This is a genomic window from Streptomyces sp. NPDC005017 (assembly GCF_042873115.1).
Taxonomy (GTDB): Bacteria; Actinomycetota; Actinomycetes; order Streptomycetales; family Streptomycetaceae; genus Streptomyces.
Map to the genome: position 1 here is coordinate 87,945 of NZ_JBIALD010000016.1, position 21,998 is coordinate 109,942.

The 21,998-nt window shown below is 74.0% G+C and carries 22 protein-coding genes; 11 read left to right on the forward strand and 11 right to left on the reverse strand.

Annotated features, from left to right (window positions below; all coding sequences use genetic code 11):
- Positions 1-81 precede the first annotated feature (81 nt).
- On the reverse strand, positions 82-585 hold the full coding sequence (locus tag ACFYR0_RS24020; protein WP_389331595.1) for a flavodoxin domain-containing protein: 504 nt from the start codon (positions 583-585) through the stop codon (positions 82-84).
- A 204-nt stretch (positions 586-789) separates the two neighbouring features.
- Here ACFYR0_RS24020 and ACFYR0_RS24025 point away from each other — a divergent pair, with 204 nt between their 5' ends.
- Together ACFYR0_RS24025 and ACFYR0_RS24030 are read left to right on the forward strand one after the other, a co-directional pair.
- On the forward strand, positions 790-1,599 hold the full coding sequence (locus ACFYR0_RS24025; protein ID WP_389331598.1) for a MerR family transcriptional regulator: 810 nt from the start codon (positions 790-792) through the stop codon (positions 1,597-1,599).
- Positions 1,596-1,925, forward strand: a complete 330-nt coding sequence (locus tag ACFYR0_RS24030) for a hypothetical protein (protein ID WP_389331601.1) — start codon at positions 1,596-1,598, stop codon at positions 1,923-1,925. Before ACFYR0_RS24025 ends, ACFYR0_RS24030 begins: the two co-directional genes overlap by 4 nt.
- Positions 1,926-2,006: 81 nt before the next feature.
- On the opposite strand, the gene ACFYR0_RS24035 is transcribed toward ACFYR0_RS24030, so the two are convergent.
- A complete protein-coding gene (locus tag ACFYR0_RS24035) occupies positions 2,007-3,221 on the reverse strand; it encodes a chitosanase (RefSeq protein ID WP_389331604.1) in 1,215 nt (404 codons plus the stop codon).
- A 156-nt stretch (positions 3,222-3,377) separates the two neighbouring features.
- Entirely contained in the window at positions 3,378-3,986 is a 609-nt protein-coding gene (locus tag ACFYR0_RS24040; protein WP_389331607.1) for a hypothetical protein, read from the reverse strand.
- A 304-nt stretch (positions 3,987-4,290) separates the two neighbouring features.
- On the opposite strand from ACFYR0_RS24040, the gene ACFYR0_RS24045 reads away from it, so the two are divergent.
- The 4 genes from ACFYR0_RS24045 (at position 4,291) to ACFYR0_RS24060 (ending at position 8,371) form a co-directional block, all read left to right on the forward strand.
- Positions 4,291-5,010 (forward strand): VOC family protein, encoded by a 720-nt coding sequence (locus ACFYR0_RS24045; RefSeq protein WP_389331610.1) that lies wholly within the window; start codon positions 4,291-4,293, stop codon positions 5,008-5,010.
- 826 nt (positions 5,011-5,836) lie between these two features.
- On the forward strand, positions 5,837-6,757 hold the full coding sequence (locus ACFYR0_RS24050; protein ID WP_389331613.1) for an NADP-dependent oxidoreductase: 921 nt from the start codon (positions 5,837-5,839) through the stop codon (positions 6,755-6,757).
- Positions 6,758-6,783: 26 nt separating this feature from the next.
- Positions 6,784-7,254 (forward strand): GreA/GreB family elongation factor, encoded by a 471-nt coding sequence (locus tag ACFYR0_RS24055; RefSeq protein WP_389331616.1) that lies wholly within the window; start codon positions 6,784-6,786, stop codon positions 7,252-7,254.
- Between the two features lie 178 nt (positions 7,255-7,432).
- Positions 7,433-8,371, forward strand: a complete 939-nt coding sequence (locus ACFYR0_RS24060) for an endonuclease/exonuclease/phosphatase family protein (RefSeq protein WP_389331839.1) — start codon at positions 7,433-7,435, stop codon at positions 8,369-8,371.
- A gap of 96 nt (positions 8,372-8,467) precedes the next feature.
- Here the strand turns inward: ACFYR0_RS24060 and ACFYR0_RS24065 are convergent, their stop codons facing one another.
- Entirely contained in the window at positions 8,468-9,172 is a 705-nt protein-coding gene (locus ACFYR0_RS24065; RefSeq protein ID WP_389331619.1) for a response regulator, read from the reverse strand.
- A gap of 271 nt (positions 9,173-9,443) precedes the next feature.
- Positions 9,444-9,908 (reverse strand): cyclic nucleotide-binding domain-containing protein, encoded by a 465-nt coding sequence (locus tag ACFYR0_RS24070; RefSeq protein ID WP_389331842.1) that lies wholly within the window; start codon positions 9,906-9,908, stop codon positions 9,444-9,446.
- 265 nt (positions 9,909-10,173) lie between these two features.
- Here ACFYR0_RS24070 and ACFYR0_RS24075 point away from each other — a divergent pair, with 265 nt between their 5' ends.
- Complete coding sequence (locus tag ACFYR0_RS24075; RefSeq protein ID WP_389331622.1) at positions 10,174-11,079, forward strand: universal stress protein; 906 nt, start codon at positions 10,174-10,176, stop codon at positions 11,077-11,079.
- A gap of 73 nt (positions 11,080-11,152) precedes the next feature.
- On the opposite strand, the gene ACFYR0_RS24080 is transcribed toward ACFYR0_RS24075, so the two are convergent.
- On the reverse strand, positions 11,153-11,509 hold the full coding sequence (locus ACFYR0_RS24080) for an STAS domain-containing protein (protein ID WP_389331625.1): 357 nt from the start codon (positions 11,507-11,509) through the stop codon (positions 11,153-11,155).
- Between the two features lie 260 nt (positions 11,510-11,769).
- Between ACFYR0_RS24080 and ACFYR0_RS24085 the strand changes: the two genes are divergently transcribed.
- Both ACFYR0_RS24085 and ACFYR0_RS24090 read left to right on the forward strand, forming a co-directional pair.
- Positions 11,770-12,843 carry a zinc-dependent alcohol dehydrogenase family protein gene (locus tag ACFYR0_RS24085; protein ID WP_389331627.1) on the forward strand — a complete coding sequence of 358 codons (1,074 nt, stop codon included), beginning with the start codon at positions 11,770-11,772 and terminating at the stop codon, positions 12,841-12,843.
- Between the two features lie 5 nt (positions 12,844-12,848).
- The gene (locus tag ACFYR0_RS24090; RefSeq protein WP_389331630.1) at positions 12,849-13,511 is read left to right on the forward strand and encodes a helix-turn-helix domain-containing protein; all 663 of its coding nucleotides are present in this window, start codon (positions 12,849-12,851) and stop codon (positions 13,509-13,511) included.
- Positions 13,512-13,575: 64 nt separating this feature from the next.
- Here the strand turns inward: ACFYR0_RS24090 and ACFYR0_RS24095 are convergent, their stop codons facing one another.
- On the reverse strand, positions 13,576-14,082 hold the full coding sequence (locus ACFYR0_RS24095) for a pyridoxamine 5'-phosphate oxidase family protein (protein ID WP_389331633.1): 507 nt from the start codon (positions 14,080-14,082) through the stop codon (positions 13,576-13,578).
- A gap of 302 nt (positions 14,083-14,384) precedes the next feature.
- On the opposite strand from ACFYR0_RS24095, the gene ACFYR0_RS24100 reads away from it, so the two are divergent.
- Entirely contained in the window at positions 14,385-16,103 is a 1,719-nt protein-coding gene (locus ACFYR0_RS24100; RefSeq protein WP_389331636.1) for a GAF domain-containing protein, read from the forward strand.
- A 120-nt stretch (positions 16,104-16,223) separates the two neighbouring features.
- Here ACFYR0_RS24100 and ACFYR0_RS24105 read toward each other — a convergent pair whose 3' ends face one another.
- On the reverse strand, positions 16,224-18,503 hold the full coding sequence (locus ACFYR0_RS24105; protein ID WP_389331639.1) for a glycoside hydrolase family 18 chitinase: 2,280 nt from the start codon (positions 18,501-18,503) through the stop codon (positions 16,224-16,226).
- Between the two features lie 267 nt (positions 18,504-18,770).
- Between ACFYR0_RS24105 and ACFYR0_RS24110 the strand changes: the two genes are divergently transcribed.
- On the forward strand, positions 18,771-19,571 hold the full coding sequence (locus ACFYR0_RS24110; protein ID WP_389331642.1) for a BTAD domain-containing putative transcriptional regulator: 801 nt from the start codon (positions 18,771-18,773) through the stop codon (positions 19,569-19,571).
- Positions 19,572-19,740: 169 nt separating this feature from the next.
- On the opposite strand, the gene ACFYR0_RS24115 is transcribed toward ACFYR0_RS24110, so the two are convergent.
- From ACFYR0_RS24115 to ACFYR0_RS24125, 3 genes are all read right to left on the reverse strand, one after another.
- Entirely contained in the window at positions 19,741-20,223 is a 483-nt protein-coding gene (locus tag ACFYR0_RS24115; protein WP_389331645.1) for a DUF1877 family protein, read from the reverse strand.
- A gap of 353 nt (positions 20,224-20,576) precedes the next feature.
- Positions 20,577-21,212, reverse strand: coding sequence for a CoA transferase subunit B (locus ACFYR0_RS24120; protein WP_389331648.1), 636 nt, complete (start codon positions 21,210-21,212; stop codon positions 20,577-20,579).
- Positions 21,209-21,994: a CoA transferase subunit A gene (locus ACFYR0_RS24125; RefSeq protein ID WP_389331651.1), complete on the reverse strand. Its 786-nt coding sequence runs from the start codon at positions 21,992-21,994 to the stop codon at positions 21,209-21,211. The genes ACFYR0_RS24120 and ACFYR0_RS24125 overlap by 4 nt, the downstream gene beginning before the upstream one ends.
- Positions 21,995-21,998: the final 4 nt, after the last annotated feature.

The following is a 21,998-nucleotide window of genomic DNA, read 5'->3' on the forward strand; positions in this document are numbered from 1 at the left end:
AGGCATGGTTCTCGGACACGTGGTTCTCGGCGAGGCTCTCGGCGGCGCTCGCGGTCCTGCCCCGGCCGGCCGCACGGCGGTTCACGGGGCGGCCTCCAGCTCGTCCGCGACGCGTCCGGCCCACGCCTCGATCGCGCCGAAGTCACGGAAGTCCCCGCCCTTGCCCGAGCGCAGGATCATCCGCGCGACCATCCCTTTCGCGCCCTCCTCCAGCCGGCCGCCGAAGGTGATGTGCTCCCGCGCGTCCAGCCGGACCAAGGCCTTCCGGACGCCGGGCACGGGCGGGATGTCCCGCTCGGAGGCGGTGGCGTCCAGCGGGCCGCTGCTGAACAGCCAGAGCGGACGCGGGGACAGCTCCCGGCCGTGCCGTCGCGCGAACCGCCGGGCGTCCTTGTGCCAGCGACCCGCGTACAGAGCGCCGCCGAGCACGACGGCGTCGTACGGGGCCACACTCGTGACGGACCGGGCGGGGGCGACGTCCGCCGCGAGTCCGCGCCCGCGCAGCACACCGGCGACGGCCTCGGCGATCTGCGCGGTCGATCCGTTCGTGGTGCCGTACGCCACGAGCACCCTGGTGGTGGTCATCGCGCACCTCCTCGCATCCGCTCGGCACTTCGAGCATCCCCCGTACCGTGTCCTGCCGCATGGGTCGACCGGGGTGCGTCCGGGACCGGTCGGCCCATCCGGCGGACGCGGCGACGGTGAGGCGGCGGCCGGGCGGGACGGCGGCCGGGCGGGCGGGGCGAACGCTTGACCTTCGAGTCGGGTCGAAGGTCTACCGTCGGCCGTATGACCACCTACCGCATCTCGCAGCTGGCCGAACGCTCCGGCGTCCCGGCGACGACGTTGCGCTTCTACGAGACCGCCGGACTGCTGCCCGCCGGGCGGACCGCGTCCGGGTACCGGGTGTACGACGACGAGGCGGTGGAGACGCTGGAGTTCATCTCCTCGGCCAAGCTGCTGGGCCTGGCGCTGGAGGAGATCCGCGAGCTGCTGGACGTGCGCGGGGAGGGGGTGTGCGGCTCGGTGCGCGCGCGGATGCTGCCGCTGATCGCGGAGCGGCTCCGCGAGACGGACGGCAGGATCGCCGAGCTGCGCGCCTTCTCCGCCCGGCTGGGCAGGGTCCGCACCGCGCTGTCCGGGCCCGCGCCCGCGGGCGCCTGCGGACCGGACTGCGGCTGCACCACGACCGGCCCGGCCGCCGCCGGTCCCGTGCCGGTCACGCTCACGCCGACCCGTGTCACGCTCACGCCGACCCGCGCCTCCGGTACGCCGGAACCCGCTGAGGACGAGTCGTGGCGGCAGGCCCCGGTCGCCTGCACCCTGGACGGCGCCGAGCTGGGCGAACGCGTCGGGCAGTGGCGCGCGCTGGCCGCGCGGGCGGACCGCCGTGAGGAGGTCGGCGACGGCGTACGGCTGTACTTCCCGCCGGAGGCGGAGCTGGCCGCCACGGTCGCCCGCCTGGCCGCCGCCGAACAGGGCTGCTGCGCCTTCCTCGACTTCACCCTGCGGCTGACGCCGGCCGCTCTCCAGCTGACGGTCCGGGCGCCGGAGAGCGCCGCCGGGATGCTGGCCGACCTCTTGGGAGAGACCGTATGACCGCCCCCTCGCCGTCCCCCTCGCCTTCGCCGTCCCGGCCGTGGCGTGCCCTGGCCGCCGGAGGGGCCGCCCTCGCCGCCTGCGCGGTGTGCTGTGCGGGCCCGCTCCTGGCCGTGCTCGGCGGCGTCGGGGCCGCCTCGGCGATCGGCGCCCTGTGGATGCCCGCCCTCGCCGTGCTGACGCTCGTCCTCGCCGCCGCCTTCCTCGTCGTACGCCGGCGGCGCCGGGCGGCCGCCTGCCGTACGGTCCCGGCCCGTGCCGACCTCGGGATGCCGGCGCTCGGGCCGCCGCGGCAGGGCGACGGGGAGGAGGCTCTGAACAGCTGACGCCCTCCGGGAAGCCGGCCCCGGCCCGTCTCCGGCGGGGAGGCGGGCCGGGGCCGGTGGGTCACCGGAAGCGGGCGCCGGTCACGAGGTGATGGAGAAGGCCTCGCCGTACACGCTCCAGTACAACGGGACGTCGAGGTGCAGGTTGCCCTCGACGAGGAACCTCCGCTGGGCGGTGCTCACGCGCGTGGTGTCGCTGTGGGCGGGCTCCCTGCGCATCTCCTCCTCCCGCGCGTCGAGGAAGGCGTGCAGATAGGCGGTCTCGCTGCCGCCCTGGGCGGGTGTCCTCGCCCGGGACATCGCGACCCGGCGGATGCTGCGGAAGCCTTCCTCGCCGTGCATCACGGCGGCGTCGTAGTAGGCGAACTGGCCGAGTGCCCTGAGCCCGTCCGACTTCGCCTGGGACACGGCCGGGTTGAAGTACACCCGGTCCCGCTCGGCCTCCTGGGCGGCCTGGAACGCGGGGTCCCGGGCGGCCTCGCGCCAGGCGTTCGGGAAGCCGGGGTCGAGCCCTTCGTGCGAATCCGTGCCGTTGACCGCTCGCAGCGCGTTCAGGTAGCGGGCGAGCGGGTTGCCCGGCTTCGCGGCGGTGTAGCGCTCGACGAGTTCGAGCATGTCGCCGGTGCCCGAGCAGAAGCCGATGATCCCGGCGGTGTAGCCGCGGCCGTCGCCGATGTCCTCGATGTAGGCGAACTGGGCCCGCCAGTCGAGGGAGGAGTTCTCGAAGGTGGACACCAGCTTCATGGCGATCTCCTTCTTGGCCGGGTCGTCGAGGGGGGTGCCGGACGACGGCGGGGTGGTCGAGCCGCTGCCGTACGCCTCCACCTCCCACAGCGAGTAGCCGTACGGGGTGCCGCGCTGGGTTCCGTAGACGCGCAGATAGCGGCCGGTGCCGCTGACGGCGAGGTCGTCGGTGCCGCCGTCGCCGGAGCCGGTGCCGTACACCCGGCGCCAGGTGGAGCCGTCGTCGGACAGCTCGACGCGGTAGGCCGTGGCGTACGCCGCCTCCCACTTGAGGACGACGCGGTTGACGGTGGTGCCCGCTCCGAGGTCGACGCGGATCCACTGGTTGTCCACGCCCTCGGCGCTGGCCCAGCGGGTGCTGCCGGAGCCGTCGACGGCCTTGGCGCCGCCGAGGGTGCTGCTCTCGGTGGAGGAGACGGTGACGGGCTTGTTCAGGGCGAGGTTGACGGGGGCGGCGGTGGCGGTGGGGAGGCCGGTCAGGACGGGGGCGAGGAGTCCGGCGGCCAGGACAGCGGTGAGTGGGGCGACGCGCTGACTTTTCATCAGGGACATGTCACTCCTGTGTGGGGGCCAACTGTTTGGAAACTTTCCTAACGATTAGAGAGTAGGGATGCTCCGCCTTCGGCACAACGTCCGTGCACGACCCGGTCGCGTCGCCTCGTCAGCGTGGAGGCGCCGCCCGCGTTCCGGCGGGTTTCCGGGCCGGGCCTACCAGATCAGGCACCAGTAGGCGCCCGAGTTGCCGATGCCGATGCGGCTGACCTGGGGAACCAGGCCCGGGTCGGGCCGTCCCACGGCGGCCATCGAGCACGCCGGGTCGCCGACCGTGCCGGCCGCCGCCATCCGCTGGGCCGCCGCGACGGCCTCGGGAGAGGTGAACCAGGTCGTCGAGGTTCCCGTGCCGCCGGTCGGCGAGACGGTGGGGGACGGCGTCGGGGTGGGGGTCGCCGTGGACGGCGTCGGCCGCGGGGTGGCCGTCCGCGTGGGCGCGGGGGGTTCGGGGGTGACGGCGCGCGGGTGGGTCGGCGCCGGTGTGCGGACGGCGGGCGAGGTGTCGGTCGCCGTCGGCCGGGGCGCGGGCGGCTCACCGGTCCCGGTCGGCTCCGCCGGACCGGAGGTCCGCGTCGGCGGCGGTGTACGCGTCGGCGCCGGACTTTCGGTGGGGGACGCCTCCGGGGGCGACGAGGTCCAGGTGGGCAGCGGGGACACGGTCGGCAGGGACAGATCGGTGGACTCCGACGGCCTGGGACTCGGCGAGTCGCTCTCCTGGGCCATCAGTGCCCACGTCCCGGCCCCTGTCAGTGCGATCACGGCCACGGCCCCCGCGATCCACGGAGCCCGTCGGCGAGGGCGTCGGTGCCGGTTCATAGACTTCACTGTCCTACGCGACCGGCGGCCCCCTCAACCGCAGGGACGGCCGCCGCGGCGCCGACGGCGGGGTCGAGCTCTGAACGCGGGCGGGCGAGCTGCAGGGCCACGCGCCGGATACTCGGGTGCGACGGGCACGGCCGCGCCCCTAGGCTGCCCGGCGACGAATCGACGAGGCGCCCTGCCGGCAGCACGACCGACGGGCCGGACGCGCACCGGCCGCGGCGGCCGGCGGCCATGAGGAATGTGGGACATGACGACTGACCTGTTCGCACTCTGCTTCGACGCGAACGACCCCCTGCGGGTGGCACGGTTCTGGTCCGGGGTACTGGGGCGGGAGCTGGTCGAGGACCCGCGCGACGGCGTCACGCTCCTGCCCGGCGAGGACGGCGGCTTCCGCCTCCGGTTCGCACCTTCCCAGGAGCCCAAGACCGTTCAGAACCTGATGCACTTCGACCTCACCAGCACCTCGCCGGAGGACCAGCTGCGGACGGTGGCCAGAGCCCTGGAACTGGGCGGGCGCCACATCGACGTGGGCCAGCGCCCGGAGGAGGGCCACGTCGTGCTGGCCGACCCCGAGGGCAACGAGTTCTGTGTGATCGAGGCGGGCAACAAGTTCCTCGCCGACACCGGGATCATCGGGGCACTGGCCTGCGACGGCTCCCAGGCGGTCGGCTACTTCTGGAGCCGGGCGCTGGGCTGGCCGCTGGTGTGGGACCAGGACGAGGAGACCGCGATCCAGGCGCCGGACGGCGGCACGAAGATCACCTGGGGCGGGCCGCCCCTGATGCCGCGCGGCGGCCGGGACCGGCTGCGCTTCGACCTCGTACCGGCGGACGGTGCCGAGCACACGGCCGTCGTGGACGGACTGCTGTCGCTGGGGGCGACCCGCCTCGACTCCGGCCGGGACGACGACGGCGTGGCGCTGGCCGACCCGGACGGCAACGAGTTCCGCCTCCTGACGTCCCGGTGACACCCCTGCGCCCCGAGCCCCTCTCACAGGCCCGGGGCGCAGGGGTACGCGCAAAGGCCCAGCCCTTGGCGCCGAGCGCGGCGGCAGCGGTGTCGTCGGCGGCCGTGGCCTCCGCCGCGCTCCCGGTGCCCCGGGGTTCACCCCCTGGCGGGGCCACAACGGCCGGCCGCCGCCGATCAGGGGATCGGCGGCGGCCGGAGCCGGCTCAGCACGGACGTGCCGCGGTCAGCACTGGGGGCGGCGCCCGTGGTTCGCTGCGTGCTTGCGGCGGGACTTCTTCTTGCGGCGTCGCTTCGAGGACATGGCAACCTCTCACGGTGTCAACGGAGTCGCCCACAGGCGATCAGATCGGCACGAACACGATATCTCCGGGCGTTACGCCTCTCCACCGGTGGCTGCACGCGGGAGGTCGCCCGGGGCTTCGGCGGACCTCGACGACGGAGGCGGGGCCTCGGCCTGCGGTCCAGGGGCCGGGCGGGGCGCCGCGGGGCGTCCTGGCCGTTCGGCTCGGGTCGTCGCCAGGGCCCCATGGCCCCGGCGCACCGGCACGGGACCGGCGACAGGCAATTTCGGCCTGACGGGGTGCGTGAGGCCGACGGACCACCCTGGGCCCGACGTGGCGCCAAAACGGCAATTCGCTGTGGGTCCCAGGTCGGCATCAGCCCGCTCCCCCGCCGACGTGACACCGCGGGGCCCGACGTGTCGGCGCGGGGCCCCGGGCCGGAGCGGGCGCCTCAGCCCCGCAGGTCGCCCCGGGGGCGGTCTGGGCCTGCGCGCCCCCACCCCCCGTGATGTACTCGGTTGCACCTTTCGAGGAGGTTCATACATGCGTGCGGTCACGTACGACGCCTATGCCGCGGACAACGCGCGGCTGCGGTTCGGCGAGGTCTCTGAGCCGAAGGTGGCACCCGGGCAGGTGCTGGTGCGGGTGCGGGCGGCCGGGGTGAATCCGGTGGACTGGAAGCTGATGGCGGGCGGCCTCGACGGGATGATGGACGCGGTGTTCCCCGTCATCCCTGGCTGGGACGTGGCCGGGGTGGTGACCGGACTCGGACCGGACGTGCCCGAGTTCGCCGTCGGCGACGAGGTGATGGCGTACGCCCGCAAGGACGTCGTGCACGCGGGAACCTTCGCGGAGTACGTGGCGGTCGACGCCTCGGCCGTCGCCCGCAAGCCGGCCGCTCTGGACTGGCCCCAGGCCGCGGGGCTCCCGCTGGTGGGGCTCACCGCGCTGCGCACCCTGGACCGGATGGACGTGGGCCCGGGCGACACCCTGCTGGTGCACGGCGCCTCGGGCGGCGTGGGAAGTCTGGGCGTGCAGCTCGCGGTCGACCGCGGCGCCCGGGTGATCGGGACGGCGTCCGAACGCAACCACGACTTCGTGCGCGGCCTCGGCGCGGAGCCGGTCGCCTACGGCGACGGCGTGGTCGAGCGCGTGCGCGCGGCGGCGCCCGACGGCGTGAGCGTGGTGGCGGACTTCGTGGGCGGACAGCTCGACGTGACCCTCGCCGTACTGGCCCCGGGCGGCCGTCACGCCTCGATCGCGGACCCGACCGTCACGGAGCACGGCGGACAGTGGATCTGGGTGCGGCCGGACGGTGCCAGGCTCGCCGAGCTGGCCTCGGTGGCCGATCGCGGCGCGCTGACCGTGGAGATCGCCGGCACGTTCCCGCTGGAGGCGGTCGGCGAGGCCTTCGACGCCAGCCGGACCGGGCGCACCCGCGGCAAGCTCGTCGTCGTCCCCTGATCACGGAACGCCCCGAAGGAGCGGACATGACCGAAGGACCCCAGCCGATCGGCGCCGAGGCCCGGCGCGCGCTGGAGAAGGAGCTCGCCGATCTGGAGGCCGAGCGGCGCACGGTCGCCGAGACCCTCCGGGGCAGCGGCTCCGACGAGATCGGCGATCTCGCGGACCAGGCCGACGAGTTGCAGCGGGCCGATCAGCTCCACCGGCTGGACGCCCGGGTCGAGGAGGTCACGCTGCGGCTCCGCCAGGGGACCGCGGCGGGCCCCGCGCCCACGGACGGGGTGGGGGTCGGCAGCACCGTCACCGTGCGGTTCTCGGACGGTTCGGAGCAGACGGTCGAGATCGGCGAGGTGGCCGTCGCGATGGACGAGTCGCTGGTGACGGCGGACAGCCCGCTCGGCGCCGCGCTGCTCGGCCACCGTGCCGGAGACACCGTCACCTACCCGACGCCCGGCGGGCAGGACACCGCCACGATCGTGTCGCTCGGCGGCTCCTAGCCAGAACCCGTCGTCAGCCACCACACGTCACGGAACCAACTCCTCCGGCGGATCGTCCTGGCCATCGGGGCTGAGGAGTCGACGGAAGCGGAGGGCCGGGGTGAGGGCGTCGGCGCCGCCGTGGACGAGGTACCGCGCGCAGCGACCTCGGGCGGCCGGAGCGGGTTCGGCCCGGACGCTGCCCGGTCAGCGGCTCGGCGGGCGGGAAAGGCTGCTCGTCGCGGTCGCGTCGCTCACCGCCGGCCTGCTGGCCTTCCACCGGGCGGTGCCCGACGCGGCGGTGCGTGCGGGGAGTCTGCTGGAGGCGTTCCTGCCGTGGCTCGGCGCGGTCGCCGTTGTCCTGTTCGTGCTCGCGCTGACGCTGCGTTCGCCCGCCGCGCTCGTCGCCGTATTGCTGCCCGCCGGAGTGTGGACGCACCAGTTCGGGCATCTGCTGCTGCCCGATCCGGGGCCCGGCCGGGACGACCTGGTCGTCGTGCAGCACAACGTCGCCGACGACAACGCAGACCCCGCCGGCACGGCCCGCGTCCTGGCGGAGGCGGGGCCGGATCTCGTCGCGCTGCAGGAACTGGTGCCGCGGTCGCTGCCGGTCTACGCGTCGACGTTCGCCCCCGACTACCCGTACCACGCGGTCCGCGGCACCGTCGGCCTCTGGTCGCGGCATCCGCTGAGCGGCACCCGCGCGGTCGACATCCGGCCGCCGGGGATCGCCGAGTCGTGGAACCGGGGGCTGCGGACGGTGGTCCACACGCCGTCCGGCCCGATCGCCACCTACGTCGCCCATCTGCCCTCGGTCCGGCTGGGCTCGCACGGGCTGACGTCGTCGCGGCGCGACGCCGGCGCCGAGCTGCTGGGCCGGGTGATCGCGGCCGAGCCGCAGCGGTCGGTGCTGCTCCTCGGCGACCTCAACGGCACGGTCGACGACCGGGGGCTGGCCCCGCTGACCTCCCGGCTCGGCACGGCCCGGCGCGGCTTCGCCTTCAGCTTCCCCGCCGCCGCGCCCGTCACCCGGATCGATCAGGTGATGGCCCGTCCCGCGACCGTCGGTCACATCGGCACCCTCCCCCGCACCGGCAGCGACCACCTGCCGGTCATCGCGCGGATCACACCGCGCTGACCGCAGCCGGGACGTCCGAGCCCCGCGGCGCACCGCTCCCCCGCCCCGCCCTGCGCGTCCGGCTCCGCGGCGGCACAGACGGTCAGGGCACCCGCGTCACCGGCCTCCCGGCCGGTCGCCGGTGTCCGGGTGGTCCAGGTGGGAGGCCAGGACGGCGGCCTGGACCCGGCGCTGGACGCCGAGTTTGGCCAGCAGCCGGGAGATGTGGTTCTTGACCGTCTTCTCCGACAGGTAGAGCCTCTTGCCGATCTCGCGATTGGTCAGCCCGTCGCCGATCAGGGCGAGGATGTCCCGCTCCCGCGGGGACAGGGTCGCCAGTTCGGGCGCGACCGCGGGTGTCTCGACGGGGTCGGTGCGCAGCGACCGCATCAGGCGGGCCGTCGTCGCGGGGTCGAGCATGGACTGCCCCGAGGCGACCGTGCGCACGGCGGAGACCAGGTCGGAGCCCCGGATCTGCTTCAGGACGTACCCCGAGGCGCCGGCCATGATCGCGTCGAGCAGCGCCTCCTCGTCGTCGAACGAGGTCAGCATCAGACAGGACAGCTCCGGCATCCGGCTGCGCAGCTCGCGGCAGACGGTGATGCCGTCGCCGTCCGGGAGCCGTACGTCCAGCACGGCGACGTCGGGGCGCAGGGCCGGGCCCCGCACGAGGGCGTGCTCGGCGGTGTCCGCGTCGCCGACGACCGAGATGTCGGGCTCGGCGTCGAGCAGGTCGGTCAGGCCGCGTCGTACGACCTCGTGGTCGTCCAGGAGGAACACGCGGATCGGGTTCTGCTCCGTGAAGGTGCCTGTGTCGGCCATGACAACCCCTTGTTACCGGTGGCTCGTCGCGTGCGTGCGGACTGCTCTCCTGTCGAGCATCGCGCGCCGGACCGGGCGGCACCAGGGCCGACCGGCCCCACTGGGTCCCGGAAACCGCCGGTTCGGGGAGTCGTTGTCGCGTGTGCGCTGGGGGCGTCGGCGGTCCACGGGTTCGCCGTCGCGAACGCGGCCGGGGAGCCGGCGGTCCTGGGGAGCGCCGTCGTCACCGTCCCAGGGACCGCCGTCGTCACCGCACCCGGGGTGCCGCGGCTCAGACGTGGATGCCGGAGCCGCAGGGGCCGTAGAGGTCGAGCAGCCGGGTCCGCGCGGAGCGCAGCCGGTGGGCGAGGACGTCGCCGACCCACTGGGTGACGGCGTGGTCCAGGCCGGGGTCGTCGTGGCACATCGCGCGGATGGCCGTGGCGTCGAACTCGTAGGCCCGCACGGGCGTGGTCGCCTCCGCGCCGAGGTGCCAGACGTGCGGGGTGAACAGCCAGGACCAGCCGATGAGGTCGTTGTGGCGGAGGGTCTCGATGACCGCGGCGCGCCGGCCGGGTACCCGCATGTCGAGTTCGACGGTGCCCGTCCGCACGATCCAGAACCGGTCGGCGTGGCCGCCCTCCTCGAACAGGCGCGTCCCCTCGGGGAAGGACACCGTGCGGGCGGTGCTCAGGAGCCTCTCCCGGTACTCGGCGGGCAGGGCGCGCAGCATGCTGGGGGTGGGGGTGGTGGTGATCACGGCGTGCCTCCCGACTCGACGGAACCTTGCGGCCAGCGTCCTGCCGCCGCCGTCGGCGGGCCATGGGCCGTCCGGTCCGTGGGGGCGGGCCGAACGGGTCCCTCCTGCCGGGCCGGAGCCGCGGGGCGGGCGGCGCGGTGACGGCGGACCCTGGGGCCGGCTGGGCTGGTCGTCCCCTCGTCGGGCCCGGTGGGCCCCTGCCGGCGGCGGTGGTGCCGGAGGCAGGCTCGTGGAGGAAGGTCCGGTCCAGGAGGTGGAGATCATGGCACCCAGCGTCATCGTCGGTCTCGACGGCTTGCGCGAGAGCCGCGCGGCGGCCGAGTGGGCGGCGCGCGAGGCACGGCTGCTCGGGCTGCCGCTGAGACTGGTGCATGTCACGGAGCGGGTGCCGGAGCCGCTGGCCTCGGTGCCGCTGCTCGGCACCGAGACGCAGCGGCAGTGGTCCGAACGTGTCCCCCGCGAGACGGCCGAGGGCCTCCGGCTGCGCCACCCGGGCCTCGACGTGACCATGGAGCAGCTGTCCGGGAGGCCGGACGAGGTGCTGGCGAAGCTGGCCGAGGACGCCGAGCTGCTGGTCCTCGGCTCCCGGAGGCTCGGCGAGGTCGGCGGGTTCCTGCTCGGCTCGGTCGGGCTCGCCGTCGTGGCCCGCGCCGAACGGCCCGTGGTCCTCGTCCGGGCGGAGCAGCAGGCCGCCGACGAGCACACCATGGACCCGGCGGGCATCCCGTCGGCCGCCGGGCCGTTCCGGCCGGTGGTGCTCGGCCTGGACACCGGGAACCCGGACGCGCGGCTGATCGAGTTCGCGTTCGCCGCCGCCTCCCGCCGTAGCACCGCGCTGCGGGTCGTGCACGGCTGGTACCCGTCGCCGTACCACGCGTACGGCCTGTCGGTGGCCCCCGGACTCCACCCGGCCCTCGCGCGGCAGGAGGGCGTGGCCGTGAGCGAGGTGCTGCGTCCCTGGCGCGAGAAGTTCCCGGACGTGGAGGTCGTACGGGAGACGCACCAGGGCCCCGTCGCCGTGCACCTGGTCGACGCATCGCGCGAGGCGTCCCTGGTCGTCGTGGGCCGACGTGCCCGCCGCGGCCCGGTCGGTGCCCGCATCGGGTCCGTCGCGCACGCGGTGCTGCACCACGCCGTCGCCCCCGTCGCCGTCGTCCCGCACGACTGAACGGCCGGTGTCCCGGCGGTGTGTGCCGGGCCACCGGACGCGGGCACGCTCCTCCCGGCGCCGCCCTCGGGCCTCACGCCCCGGCGCCGGTGGGCAGTCGCGGGTGGAGCTCGAAGACGTCACCGAGACCCGTCGCGTTCAGCATGCGCAGCAAGCAGCCGTCGCCGCTGACCAGGCGGAGCCGCCCGCCGCGGGCCCGGACGCGGTTGCGGGCCCGGCACAGTACGGACAGCCCGGAGCAGTCGATGAAGGACACGGGGCGCAGATCGACCACGAGGTCGGGGCACGACACCGCGGTGAGGTCGTCCAGGCACCTGGCCACCGGGACCGCCGTCAGGACGTCGATCTCGCCGTGCAGCGTCAGGATGGCCGTTCCCTCGACATGGCGCACGGTCGGGGCCGCTGCGGGCCTCGTCTCGCTCTCGGGCATGTGCAGATGAAAGCCCCGTCGTCGGGTTCCGCGGTAGGGCCGAACGGTCCCTTCCGGCGCGTTCGCGCAGGTCCGTCCCGTTCCCTCCCGGTGGCCGCGCGCCGTCCGACCCGTGAAGGGCCCGACCGGCCCATGCGCCCGCCGCGCCGCGGGGTCAGGCTGGAGGGGCGGGGCGATTGCGGCACCGGGTGGCGGAGGCACTCGTACCGGCCGCCGAGGTCCCCGGACTCCGCGCCACTTCGAGCGAGGTGAGGAACGTCATGAAGGGCCATGTGTTCCACGGCACCGGACAGTCCGCCTGGGAAGAGGTCCCGGACCCGGCCGTGAAGAACCCCACCGACGCGATCGTGCGGGTCGACGCCGTCACCGTCTGCGGGACGGACCTGCACATCCTCAAGGGTGACGTGCCCGAGGTACGCCCCGGCACCGTGCTGGGCCACGAGGCGGTCGGCGAGGTCGTCGAGACCGGCCAGGACGTGCGGACCGTACGGCCCGGCGACCGGGTCCTGGTCTCCTGCATCAGCGCGTGCGGCCGCTGCCCGTACTGCCGCAAGAGCATGTACGGCCAGTGCCGCGGCGGCGGGGGCTGGATCCTCGGGCATCTCGTGGACGGCACCCAGGCCGAGTACGTCCGGGTCCCCTACGCGGACCTGTCCGTGCATCCGCTCCCGGGCTCCCTGGCGAGCGCGGACGCCGTCCTGCTCGCCGACATCTTCCCGACCTCCTACGAGGTGGGCGTGCTGAACGGGCGGGTCCGCCCCGGCGACACCGTCGTGGTCGTCGGCGCGGGGCCCATCGGGCTGGCCGCGATCAGCACGGCCAAGCTGTTCTCCCCGGAGCGGATCATCGCCGTCGACCTGGCGCCGGCCCGGCTGGAGGCCGCCCGGCGGCTGGGCGCCGACGCCGTGGCGGACGCGCGCGAGAACCCCGAGGGACTGGTCGCGGACCTCACCGACGGGCTCGGCGCCGATGTGGTGATCGAGGCGGTCGGTGTGCCGGAGAGCTTCGAGATGTGCACCCGCATGGTCCGGCCCGGCGGGCACGTCGCCAACGTCGGCGTGCACGGCGCCCCCGCGACCCTGCACCTGGAAGACCTGTGGATCAAGAACATCACCCTCACCACCGGTCTGGTCGACACCTACTCGACGCCCACCCTGCTGCGCATGGCCACCGCCGGCCGACTGCCCACCTCGCAGCTGATCACCCACACCTTCCCGCTGGACCGCATGACGGAGGCGTACGACGTCTTCGCCCGGGCCGCCGAGACCGGCGCGCTCAAGGTCGTGCTCCACGGGCCGCGGTCCGGGGCAGCCGACACCGCCGGACGGAGGTGACCGTCATGACCGGAACCACGTCCGACGAAAAGCCTTCGGGCGACCTGGGACGCCGGCTGGCGACGCGGCGCGCGGAGCTCGGCCTGTCCCGGCCGGAGGCCGCCGACCGGGCCGGGGTGGCCGTCAGCTATCTGACGCATCTGGAGGAGCATCCCGGCGCCGCGCCCGGCCGGGGCACCCTGCTCACCCTGGCGGCGGCCCTGGACACCACGGTCTCCGACCTCACCGGCGGCCAGGCCGACCTGCCTCCGGGCCCGGAACAGGCCTCCAGGACGGCCGAGTTCACCGAACTGGACCAGGAGGAGTGCAGGTCGTTGCTCGGCTCGCACGGGGTGGGGCGCGTCGCGGTGCCGGCCCCGGAGGGGCCGGTGGTGGTACCGGTCAACTACAGCGTCGTCGACGACACGGTCGTCTACCGCACCGCCTCCGGTACGACGCCCTCGTCGGCCGCGGGCCAGCAGGTGGGCTTCGAGGTCGACCGGATCGACGACGCCTTCGGGCAGGGCTGGAGCGTGCTCGTGCGAGGCCCCGCCCGTACGGTCACCGAACCCGACGAGGTGCGACGGCTGACGGACAGCGCGCACAGCAGGCCGTGGGCCGGGGGCGACCGGGAGCTGTGGATACGGATCGAGCCGCGGACGATCACCGGGCGCCGCATCACGGCGTGAGTCACGCGGGCGGCCCGGCCGGGACGCGTCCGGGGCCGGGGTCAGGACGCCTCTTCGCCCAGGGTCAGGACGCGTCCGGGCCGCCGCTCCTCACGAAGTCCCCGTGAACGAGGTCCCCGTCGCCCACGAGCCGGATGCCCGTGATCAGGTCGGGCCGGATGCGGATCGCCTGGTCCATGGGCCGTCCCACCCACGGCCGTACCAGCGCGCGGACGTGCGCCAGGTCGTCGGGGTCGGTCACCGGGCGGGCGAACCCGGTCACCACCACGCTCCAGCCGAGGTGGGTGCGCGGGTCGATGGCGTCCGTCTGGTAGGCGACGACGACGCCCGACCCGTCGGCCTGCCGGGTGTGCGAGGTGAGGGCGGCGCCCTCGTGCGAGCGGATGACGATGTCCCCGCCGTCCAGGGCGTGGTTGACCGGGCGCACCGTCGGCAGCGCGCGCCGGGTGAAGACGATCCTGCCCAGGGACACACCGCCAAGGAGCCGCAGTGCCTCGTCGGCGTCGAGTTCGACGGTACGGCGAGAGCCGGTGGCTGCCGTTTCGGCGGGCGGGCTGTCGTGGTGAAGCATGGCTCACATCCGTAACCGTGGGGCTCGCTCGTCGATGGGCGGGGCGGCCCGAGCCGCTCGTCCTTCTCGCCGGCCGCGCACCGCGGCCGGGCACCCCGTCAGCCTCGCGTGTGCGACGCCCGCGCCGGCAGGTGCTGTCCGTCCCCGCCACGGGGGCCGAACGGCCCCGGTGCCGAACCGGTGGCGGGAGCGGGCCGCCGGCGGACCGCCACGGCCCGTGCCGTCGAGCATGACCGACCGGTAGCGTGAGACCCGATCGGAGCGGCCCGCGCCAGACCGCCCAGGAACCGGAGGAGACGCAGGTGGCAAGCCATGAGCAGCAGGCCCGAGCAGGGCTGCCGCAGCTGAGGCTGGACGAGCTCCTGGAGGAGCTCCAGGCCCGTCTGGACGCCGCTCGCGGCACACGGGACCGGGTGCACAGTCTGCTGGAAGCGGTGCTTTCGGTCGGCCGCGAGCTGGATCTCCAGCAGGCGCTGCGCAGCATCGTGGAGGCCGCCGCCGTGCTGGTCGACGCGGAGTACGCGGCGCTCGGCGTGATCGGGCCCGACGGCAGGCGCCTCTCCGACTTCCACACCGTCGGGATCAGCGAGAGCCAGATCGCCGAGATCGGCCACTACCCGGAGGGGCACGGCATCCTCGGCGAACTCATCCGCCGGCCCGAGCCGTTGCGGCTGGCGAAGATCTCCGAGCACCCGGCGTCGTACGGCTTCCCGCCGAACCATCCGCCGATGAACACCTTCCTCGGCGTCCCCATCCGGGTGCGCGACCAGGTCTTCGGCAATCTGTACCTGACCGAGAAGCGGGGCGGGGCGCAGTTCGACGAGGAGGACGTCTCGGTGACGTCCACGCTGGCCGTCGCGGCGGGCGTGGCGATCGACAACGCCCGGCTGTACGAGGAGTCCCGGCTCCGGGAGCGCTGGCTGCGCGCGAACGCGGAGATCACGCACAGTCTGATGTCCGGCGCCGAGCGCGGCGAGGTGCTCGGGGTGATCGCGGAGCGGGCGCGGGAGATCACGGGTGCGGCGCTGGCCGTGGTGGCGATGCCGATGGAGGAGACCGACTCGCTGGGCGTGGAGCTGGCGATGGGCCCGCAGGCGGAGACGCTGCGCGGACTGGTGCTGCCCAAGGAGAGCAGCCTGATCGGCGAGGCCTTCACGACGGTCGCGCCGGTCACCACCCCGGACATCTCCGGTGACGAGCAGATCGCGGTGCCGCCGCGTTTCACCGGGCTCGGTCCCGCGGTCGCCGTGCCGGTCGGCACGGGCGAGGGCGGGGTGCGGGGTGTCGTGCTGCTCGTCCGTGAGGAGGGGCAGACGGTGTTCGCCGGCAAGGAGATCGAGCCGCTGCTGGGTTTCGCGGCGCAGGCCGCGATCGCCATGGAGCTCGCGGAACGCCGACGGGACGCGGAGCAGATCGCGGTGCTGGAGGACCGCGACCGGATCGCGCGCGATCTGCACGACCTGGCGATCCAGCGGCTGTTCGCGACCGGGATGACCCTGGAGAGCGCGGGCCGTTTCATCGAGCATCCCGAGGCCTCGGAGCGGGTGGTGCGGGCGGTGGACGACCTGGACGAGACCATCAAGATCATCAGGTCGACGATCTTCGGTCTGCGCTCGCGCGAGGGCTCCGGCGGAGCCGGGCTGCGGGCCCGTGTGGTGCGGGTGGCCGGGGAGAAGGCGCAGGTGCTGGGCTTTCCGCCGAGCGTCCGGATGGAGGGTCTGCTGGACACCGAGGTGCCGCGGGAGATCGCCGACCATGTGGTGGCCGTGCTGTCCGAGGCCCTGACCAACGTGGCCAGGCACGCCCGCGCCGAGCGGGCCGACGTGGTGCTCGCGGCGGACGCGCGTGAGGTCCGGCTGACCGTCACGGACAACGGGGTGGGCATCCCGGCGGAGGGCCGCCGCAGCGGGCTGCGCAACATGGCCGAGCGGGCGCGCGGACTGGGCGGGGAACTGGAGTTGAGCAGTCCGGCGGGCGGCGGCACCACCCTGGTGTGGTGGGTGCCGGTGGCCCCGGAGTAGCGCGGCGACGGGGGCGGGGCCCGCGGACGGTCAGGTCCGCGGGCCCCGCCTTCCTGCGGGGGCCAGGTCCGTGCGCCTCCTCCTGCGGAGGGGTCCGTCACCGGTGCGCCGGGCCGGGTGTCAGCGCAGACCCGTGTCCAGCGCCGTCATCAGGGTGCCGCTGTCGCCGGACATCTCCCAGACCATGCCGCCGAGGAGGCCCCGACTCCTGATCCAGGCGGCCTTCTTGCCGATGGTCCAGGCGTCGTCGAAGCTCCACCACTGGCCGTTGTTGCCGGTGTAGCCGTAGGCGGAGACGGACTGTTCGTCGTGGTACACGGTGAGGCCGGGCACCGAGCTCATCAGGTTGTCGTAGCCGCGTGTCCCCGCCTCCTCCGGGAACTGGCCGGGTGCCGCGCCGTTGGCCTTCTGCCACTCGCCGTGTGCGCCGCCGTCCTCGACCTGCTGCCAGCCGCGGCCGTAGAAGGCGAGGCCGAGCGTGAGCTGACGGGGATTCACCCCGGCGTCCAGGTAGGTCTGGATGGCGCGCTGCACACTGAACTCGGTGGCGTAGGGGTCCTGTTCGTCGCGGTAGAGGTTGATCTGGTGGCCGGTGCGGTTCGGCTCCCAGGAGTTGTCGCTGCCCGCGCCGTGGAAGTCGTAGCCCTGGACGTTGGCGAAGTCCATGTAGTCGAAGACGCTGGGCGTGCCGTCGCGGGTGGTGATGTCCCAGCCGGCGTCGATCTTCGCGGGGTCGGCCGGGGTGAACGCGGTGAGCAGGTACTTCTTGCCGGTGGTGGCGCTCAGCGCGTCGAGCTGGCGGCGGAACTCGGCGAACAGCAGGGTGTTGTTGGCCTTGTCGGCCGCCGACCAGTGGTTGCCCGGGTGTCCCTCGGCGCCCGGCCACTCCCAGTCGAGGTCGAACCCGTCGAAGACACCGGCCGCCACACCCGTGCCGCCGCGGCCGTTGACGACCGGCAGGTTGCCCTTGATGTACATGTCGACGCAGGACGACACCAGCTTCTTGCGGGAGGCGTCGGTGAGGGCCGCGTCGTGGAAGTACTTGGAGTAGGTCCAGCCGCCGAGCGAGATCAGGGTCTTGAGGTGCGGATGCCTGGCCTTCAGCTTCTTGAGCTGGTTGTAGTTGCCGGCCAGGGGCTGGTCCCAGGTGTCGCCGACGCCGTCGACGGACTCGGCGGCGCCCACGGAGCGCTCGTAGTCGGCCCACGAGTCACCGGCGCCGTCGCCCTGGTTGGGGTCCTGCGGGTTGGGCGTGGTCGCCTTGGTGACGCCGTTCATGCAGGTGAGCTGGGTGGGATGGAGGTTGCTGAAGGCGTAGTTGAGATGGGTGAGCTTCGCCGCGGCGCCGGTGGTGTCCAGCTTCTTCACCGTGTAACCGCGTCCGTAGATGCCCCACTGGGTGAAGTAGCCGACCTTGGCGTACGTCGACGGGTTGTCACCGCCGCCGGTCCTGACGGTGAGCGCGCCGCCGGGCGGTCCGACCTGGTCGGCGGTGTCGCGGGCGCGGACGGTGAAGGTGTAGTCGGTGCCCGGGGTGAGGCCGGTGACGGTGGCCGTGGTGCCGGTGACCGTCGCGGCGAGGACGGAGCCCCGGAACACGTCGTAGTTCTTGACGCCCCGGTCGTCCGTGGCCGCTGTCCAGCTCAGCCGGATCGTGGTGTCGCCGATCTCGTCGGCGCGCGGGGTGCCGGGCGCGGTGGGCGGCCGGTCGGTTCCGCCGTCGGAGCCGGTGCGGATCCGGGTGGCGGGGCTCGGCGGGCCGTTCTGCCCGGCGGTGTCGCGGGCCCGGACGGTGTAGGTGTACTCGGTGTCGGGGGTGAGCCCGGTGTCGGTGTACGTGGTGCCGCCGACGGTGGCGACGACCGTGCCGCCGCGCAGCACGTCGTAGTTCTGCACGCCCTTGTCGTCGGTCGCCGCCGCCCAGGTCAGGGCGATGGAGGTGGTGGTGACGCCCGAGGACTGCGGTGCGCCGGGGGCGCTGGGCGGGGTGTCGGCGGCCGAGCCGTCGCAGGGGCCGCCGTCGAGCTTGCAGTTGGCGGGGGCCGCGGTGCCGGAGGCGACGAAGCCGAAGGTCGCGGAGGCGCCCGGGGCGAGGGTTCCGTTGTACTCGCGGTTCTTGGCCGTGTAGTGGCCGCCGGAACTGGAGATCAGCGAGTCCCAGTAGGCGCCTACGGTGGTGCCCGCGGGCAGGTCCCACTCGACCGTCCACGCGGTGAGGGTCGTAGTGCCGTTGTTCTTGATCGTGAACTGGCCGGTGTAGCCGGTGTCCCAGGCGGAGGACTTGGTGAACGTGGCCGACGGCGGGGCCGCGTGGGCCGGGCCGGCGAGCGCGACCAGGAGGCCGAGCGGCAGGAGCAGAGCGGTCAGCAGTGCCGGGAGCTTTCGTCTCGCACGTTTCATGGCGCCTCTTCTCATGGGGGTTGCCGGTCGTCGCCGAGCGGTGGAGAGGTGCGTGCGCCTGCGGAGGCAGGCGGCCATGGCGCGCCGCGCCGCGTGTACTTCGCCGGGCGGGCTCCGCGAATGGCCTAGACCAACTAGTGCCACATGGGCGGCGGTTGGGCCAGGGGTGCCGGAATCGTGTCCATCCGGTGTCCATTCGACCCGGTGCCGGGTTCCGCCCACCCGGGCATGATTGGTCCAGACCAAGAGCCCGGAAAGGAGTCGTCCATGCCCACGCCGCCCGACCGTCCCGTCCAGTACGAGCTTCTCGGCATGGCCCGCGTCTCGCTCGCCGGACGGCGTCTCGCTCCGGGCCCGCCCATGCAGACCGCGCTCCTCGCCGCGCTCGTACTGCGCAGCGGCGCCTGGGTGGAACGCGCCGACCTCATCCGGTCCCTGTGGGGCGACACACCCCCGGCCGGGGCGCACGGCATCGTGGCCACGTACGCCGCCCGCCTGCGCAAGATCCTCGAACCGGACCGTCCCCGGCGCGCCGCGCCCCGCCTGCTCCTGTCGCAGGGCGCCGCCTACGGTCTGCGGGCCGCGCCCGGCGACGCCGACCTCTGGCGGTTCCACCACGCCCTGACCGAGGCCCGCCGCATTCGCGACACCGACCCCGCGGACGCTCGCTCCGCCTACCGCCGGGCCATGTCCGAATGGCACGGCCGCACCGCGCTGATGTCCGTGCCCGGACCGCTGGCCCTCCTGGAACGCCGCCGCCTCACCGGCATGCGCCTGGCCGCCCAGCTCGAACTGGCCGAACTGGACGTCCGTCTCGGCTCCTCCGGCGAGGCGGCCGAGGCCCTGGAGTCCCTCGGCGCCGAGAACCCGCACAACGAGCGCCTGTACGGCCTGTGGATGCTCGCCCTCTACCGCGAGGGCCGCACCGCCGAGGCCCTCGCGGTGTACCAGCGCATCCGCCGGACCCTGGTCCACGACCTGGGCGTCGATCCGGGCCCGCCCCTCACCACCCTCCAGTCCCGCATCCTCAACGCGGACCCCACCCTGACGGAGCCGCGCCGGGGGTGACACACGAAGTCCCCGGCGCGGCGACGCGAGGCGGGCGGACAGGCGCTGGGGCGTACATGCCAGGCGTCGCCCGGCAGGCGAGACCTTCCCGAACGCGTCAGCGCCGATCGGGCTTCCCCGTGCCCCGCTCCCCCGGCAGCCGCGTCCCCAACCTCACGGGTCAGTACACCTAGAGCACCAGCCACTTCACGACGGCGTCGCCGTAGCCGGCCGCGGTCGTGTAGAAGGCGGTGAGATCGCGGTGGGCCTCGGCGAGGACCGCCCGGGTCCGCGGCGCGGTGCTCTCCGCGCCCACGGTCAGGGGCACCCGTGCCCGCTGCCACAGCAGGTCGAAGTCGGCCGTGTTCAGGTAGGACGCGACCTGGGCCGTGCGGGCCGCGGTCAGCAGCAGGAACGGCGGCTTGTACGGGTCGGGGTGGAAGACGGGCCGGCCGCCCAGGACCACCTGGGCGTGCGGGCCGGGGGCCGTGTGGTGGCGCGGCGTGCCGGCGTAGAGGAGTTCGTGGTCGAGGTAGTAGCGGTCGAGCACCTTCTCGCGGTGGCGTCCGACACGGTCACGGACGGCGTCCCCGTCGTCCTCGAACAGTCGTTGCATCCAGGCGGCGCTGTTGCGCAGGGCCGGGGCCGGCACCGCGCGGAGGTGGAAGTACATGCTCATCAGTGGGTGCAGCGCACCAGGACGGCGAACCGTCACCCCCGGTGCGGCCCCGCGGCCGCCCGTCACCCTCCGGTCCCGTACCCGCCCGCCGACAAGCCCAGGTCAGAGCGCCGGACCCGGTATCCGCACACGGCAGATCCACGTATTCGTACGGCCGTTCCTGCGTTTCGTCGAGGAGCGTGACGGCGCCGCCGGTGCCGCCACCCGCGCGGGCGGGCCGAGTCGGGGTTGCCGTGGCGTGCAGTGACGGTTCGCCTGAGGGCGGGCCGGCCCGCCGCGCCGGTACGCCGGGGGCCCGGGGACCCCCGGCGTACCGGAAGGAACCCGGGCCAGGGCCGGGAGCGTGCTCAGCCGGAGCCTCTGGTGCCGAGCGGCGTGACGGCGGCGACCTCGGCGGGTGTCACCCCCGGTGCGCGGTCGACGAGTTCGAGCCCGGCCGGGGTCACGTCGAGCACGCACAGGTCGGTGATGATCCGGTCCACGCAGGCCCGGCCGGTGAGCGGCAGGGTGCACTCCTCGACGATCTTGGGACTGCCGTCCTTCGCCGTGTGGTCCATCAGGACGACGACCCGGCGGGCCCCGTGGACGAGGTCCATCGCGCCGCCCATGCCCTTCACCATCCGGCCGGGCACCGCCCAGTTGGCCAGGTCTCCGCGCACGGACACCTGGAGGGCGCCCAGCACGGCGGTGTCGACGTGGCCGCCGCGGATCATGCCGAAGGAGAGCGAGGAGTCGAAGAAGGCCGCGCCGGGCCGTACGGTCACGGTCTCCTTGCCCGCGTTGATGAGATCGGGGTCGACCTCCTCCGGCGTGGGGTACGGTCCGACGCCGAGCAGTCCGTTCTCCGAGTGCAGGACGACGTCGACGCCGGGCGGCAGGAAGTCGGCGACCCGGGTGGGCAGTCCGATGCCCAGGTTGACGTAGTCGCCGTCGCGCAGCTCGCTCGCGGCGCGGGCCGCCATCTCGTTCCTGGTCCAGCTCATCGCTCGCGCACCGTTCTCTTCTCGATTCCCTTGTCGGCCGCCTGCTCCGGGGTCAGGGCCACCACCCGCTGCACGAACACGCCGGGCAGATGGATCTCGTCGGGGTCGAGCACGCCCGGCTCGACGAGTTCCTCCACCTCCGCGACCGTGATCCGCCCGGCCATGGCGGCCAGAGGGTTGAAGTTGCGGGCCGAGCGGCGGAAGACCAGGTTGCCGTGCCGGTCTCCGCGCGCGGCCCTGACCAGGGCGAAATCGGTGGTGACGGCGTGCTCCAGGATGTGCTCGACGCCGTCGAAGACCCGTACCTCCTTGCGCGGCGAGGCCACCGCTGCCGGCCCTCCACCGGAGTCCGTCCCGGAGGTGCCTCCCGCCGCGTACCGCCACGGCAGACCGCCGTCGGCGACCTGGGTGCCGACGCCGGCCGGGGTGTAGAAGGCCGGGATCCCGCAGCCGCCGGCCCGCAGCCGCTCGGCGAGGGTGCCCTGCGGGGTCAGCTCGACCTCCAGTTCGCCCGCGAGGTACTGGCGGGCGAACTCCTTGTTGTCACCGATGTACGAGGCCGTGACCCGGGCGATACGGCCAGCGGCCAGCAGGATGCCCAGGCCGCGGCCGTCGACGCCGCAGTTGTTCGACACGACGCCCAGACCGGTCGCCCCGCTGTCGTACAGCGCGCCGATCAGTACCTCGGGGACTCCGCTGAGTCCGAAGCCGCCGACGGCGAACGACCGGCCGTCCGTCACGTCCGCCAGTGCCTCGGCGGCCGTGGCCACCTGCTTGTCCATCCGT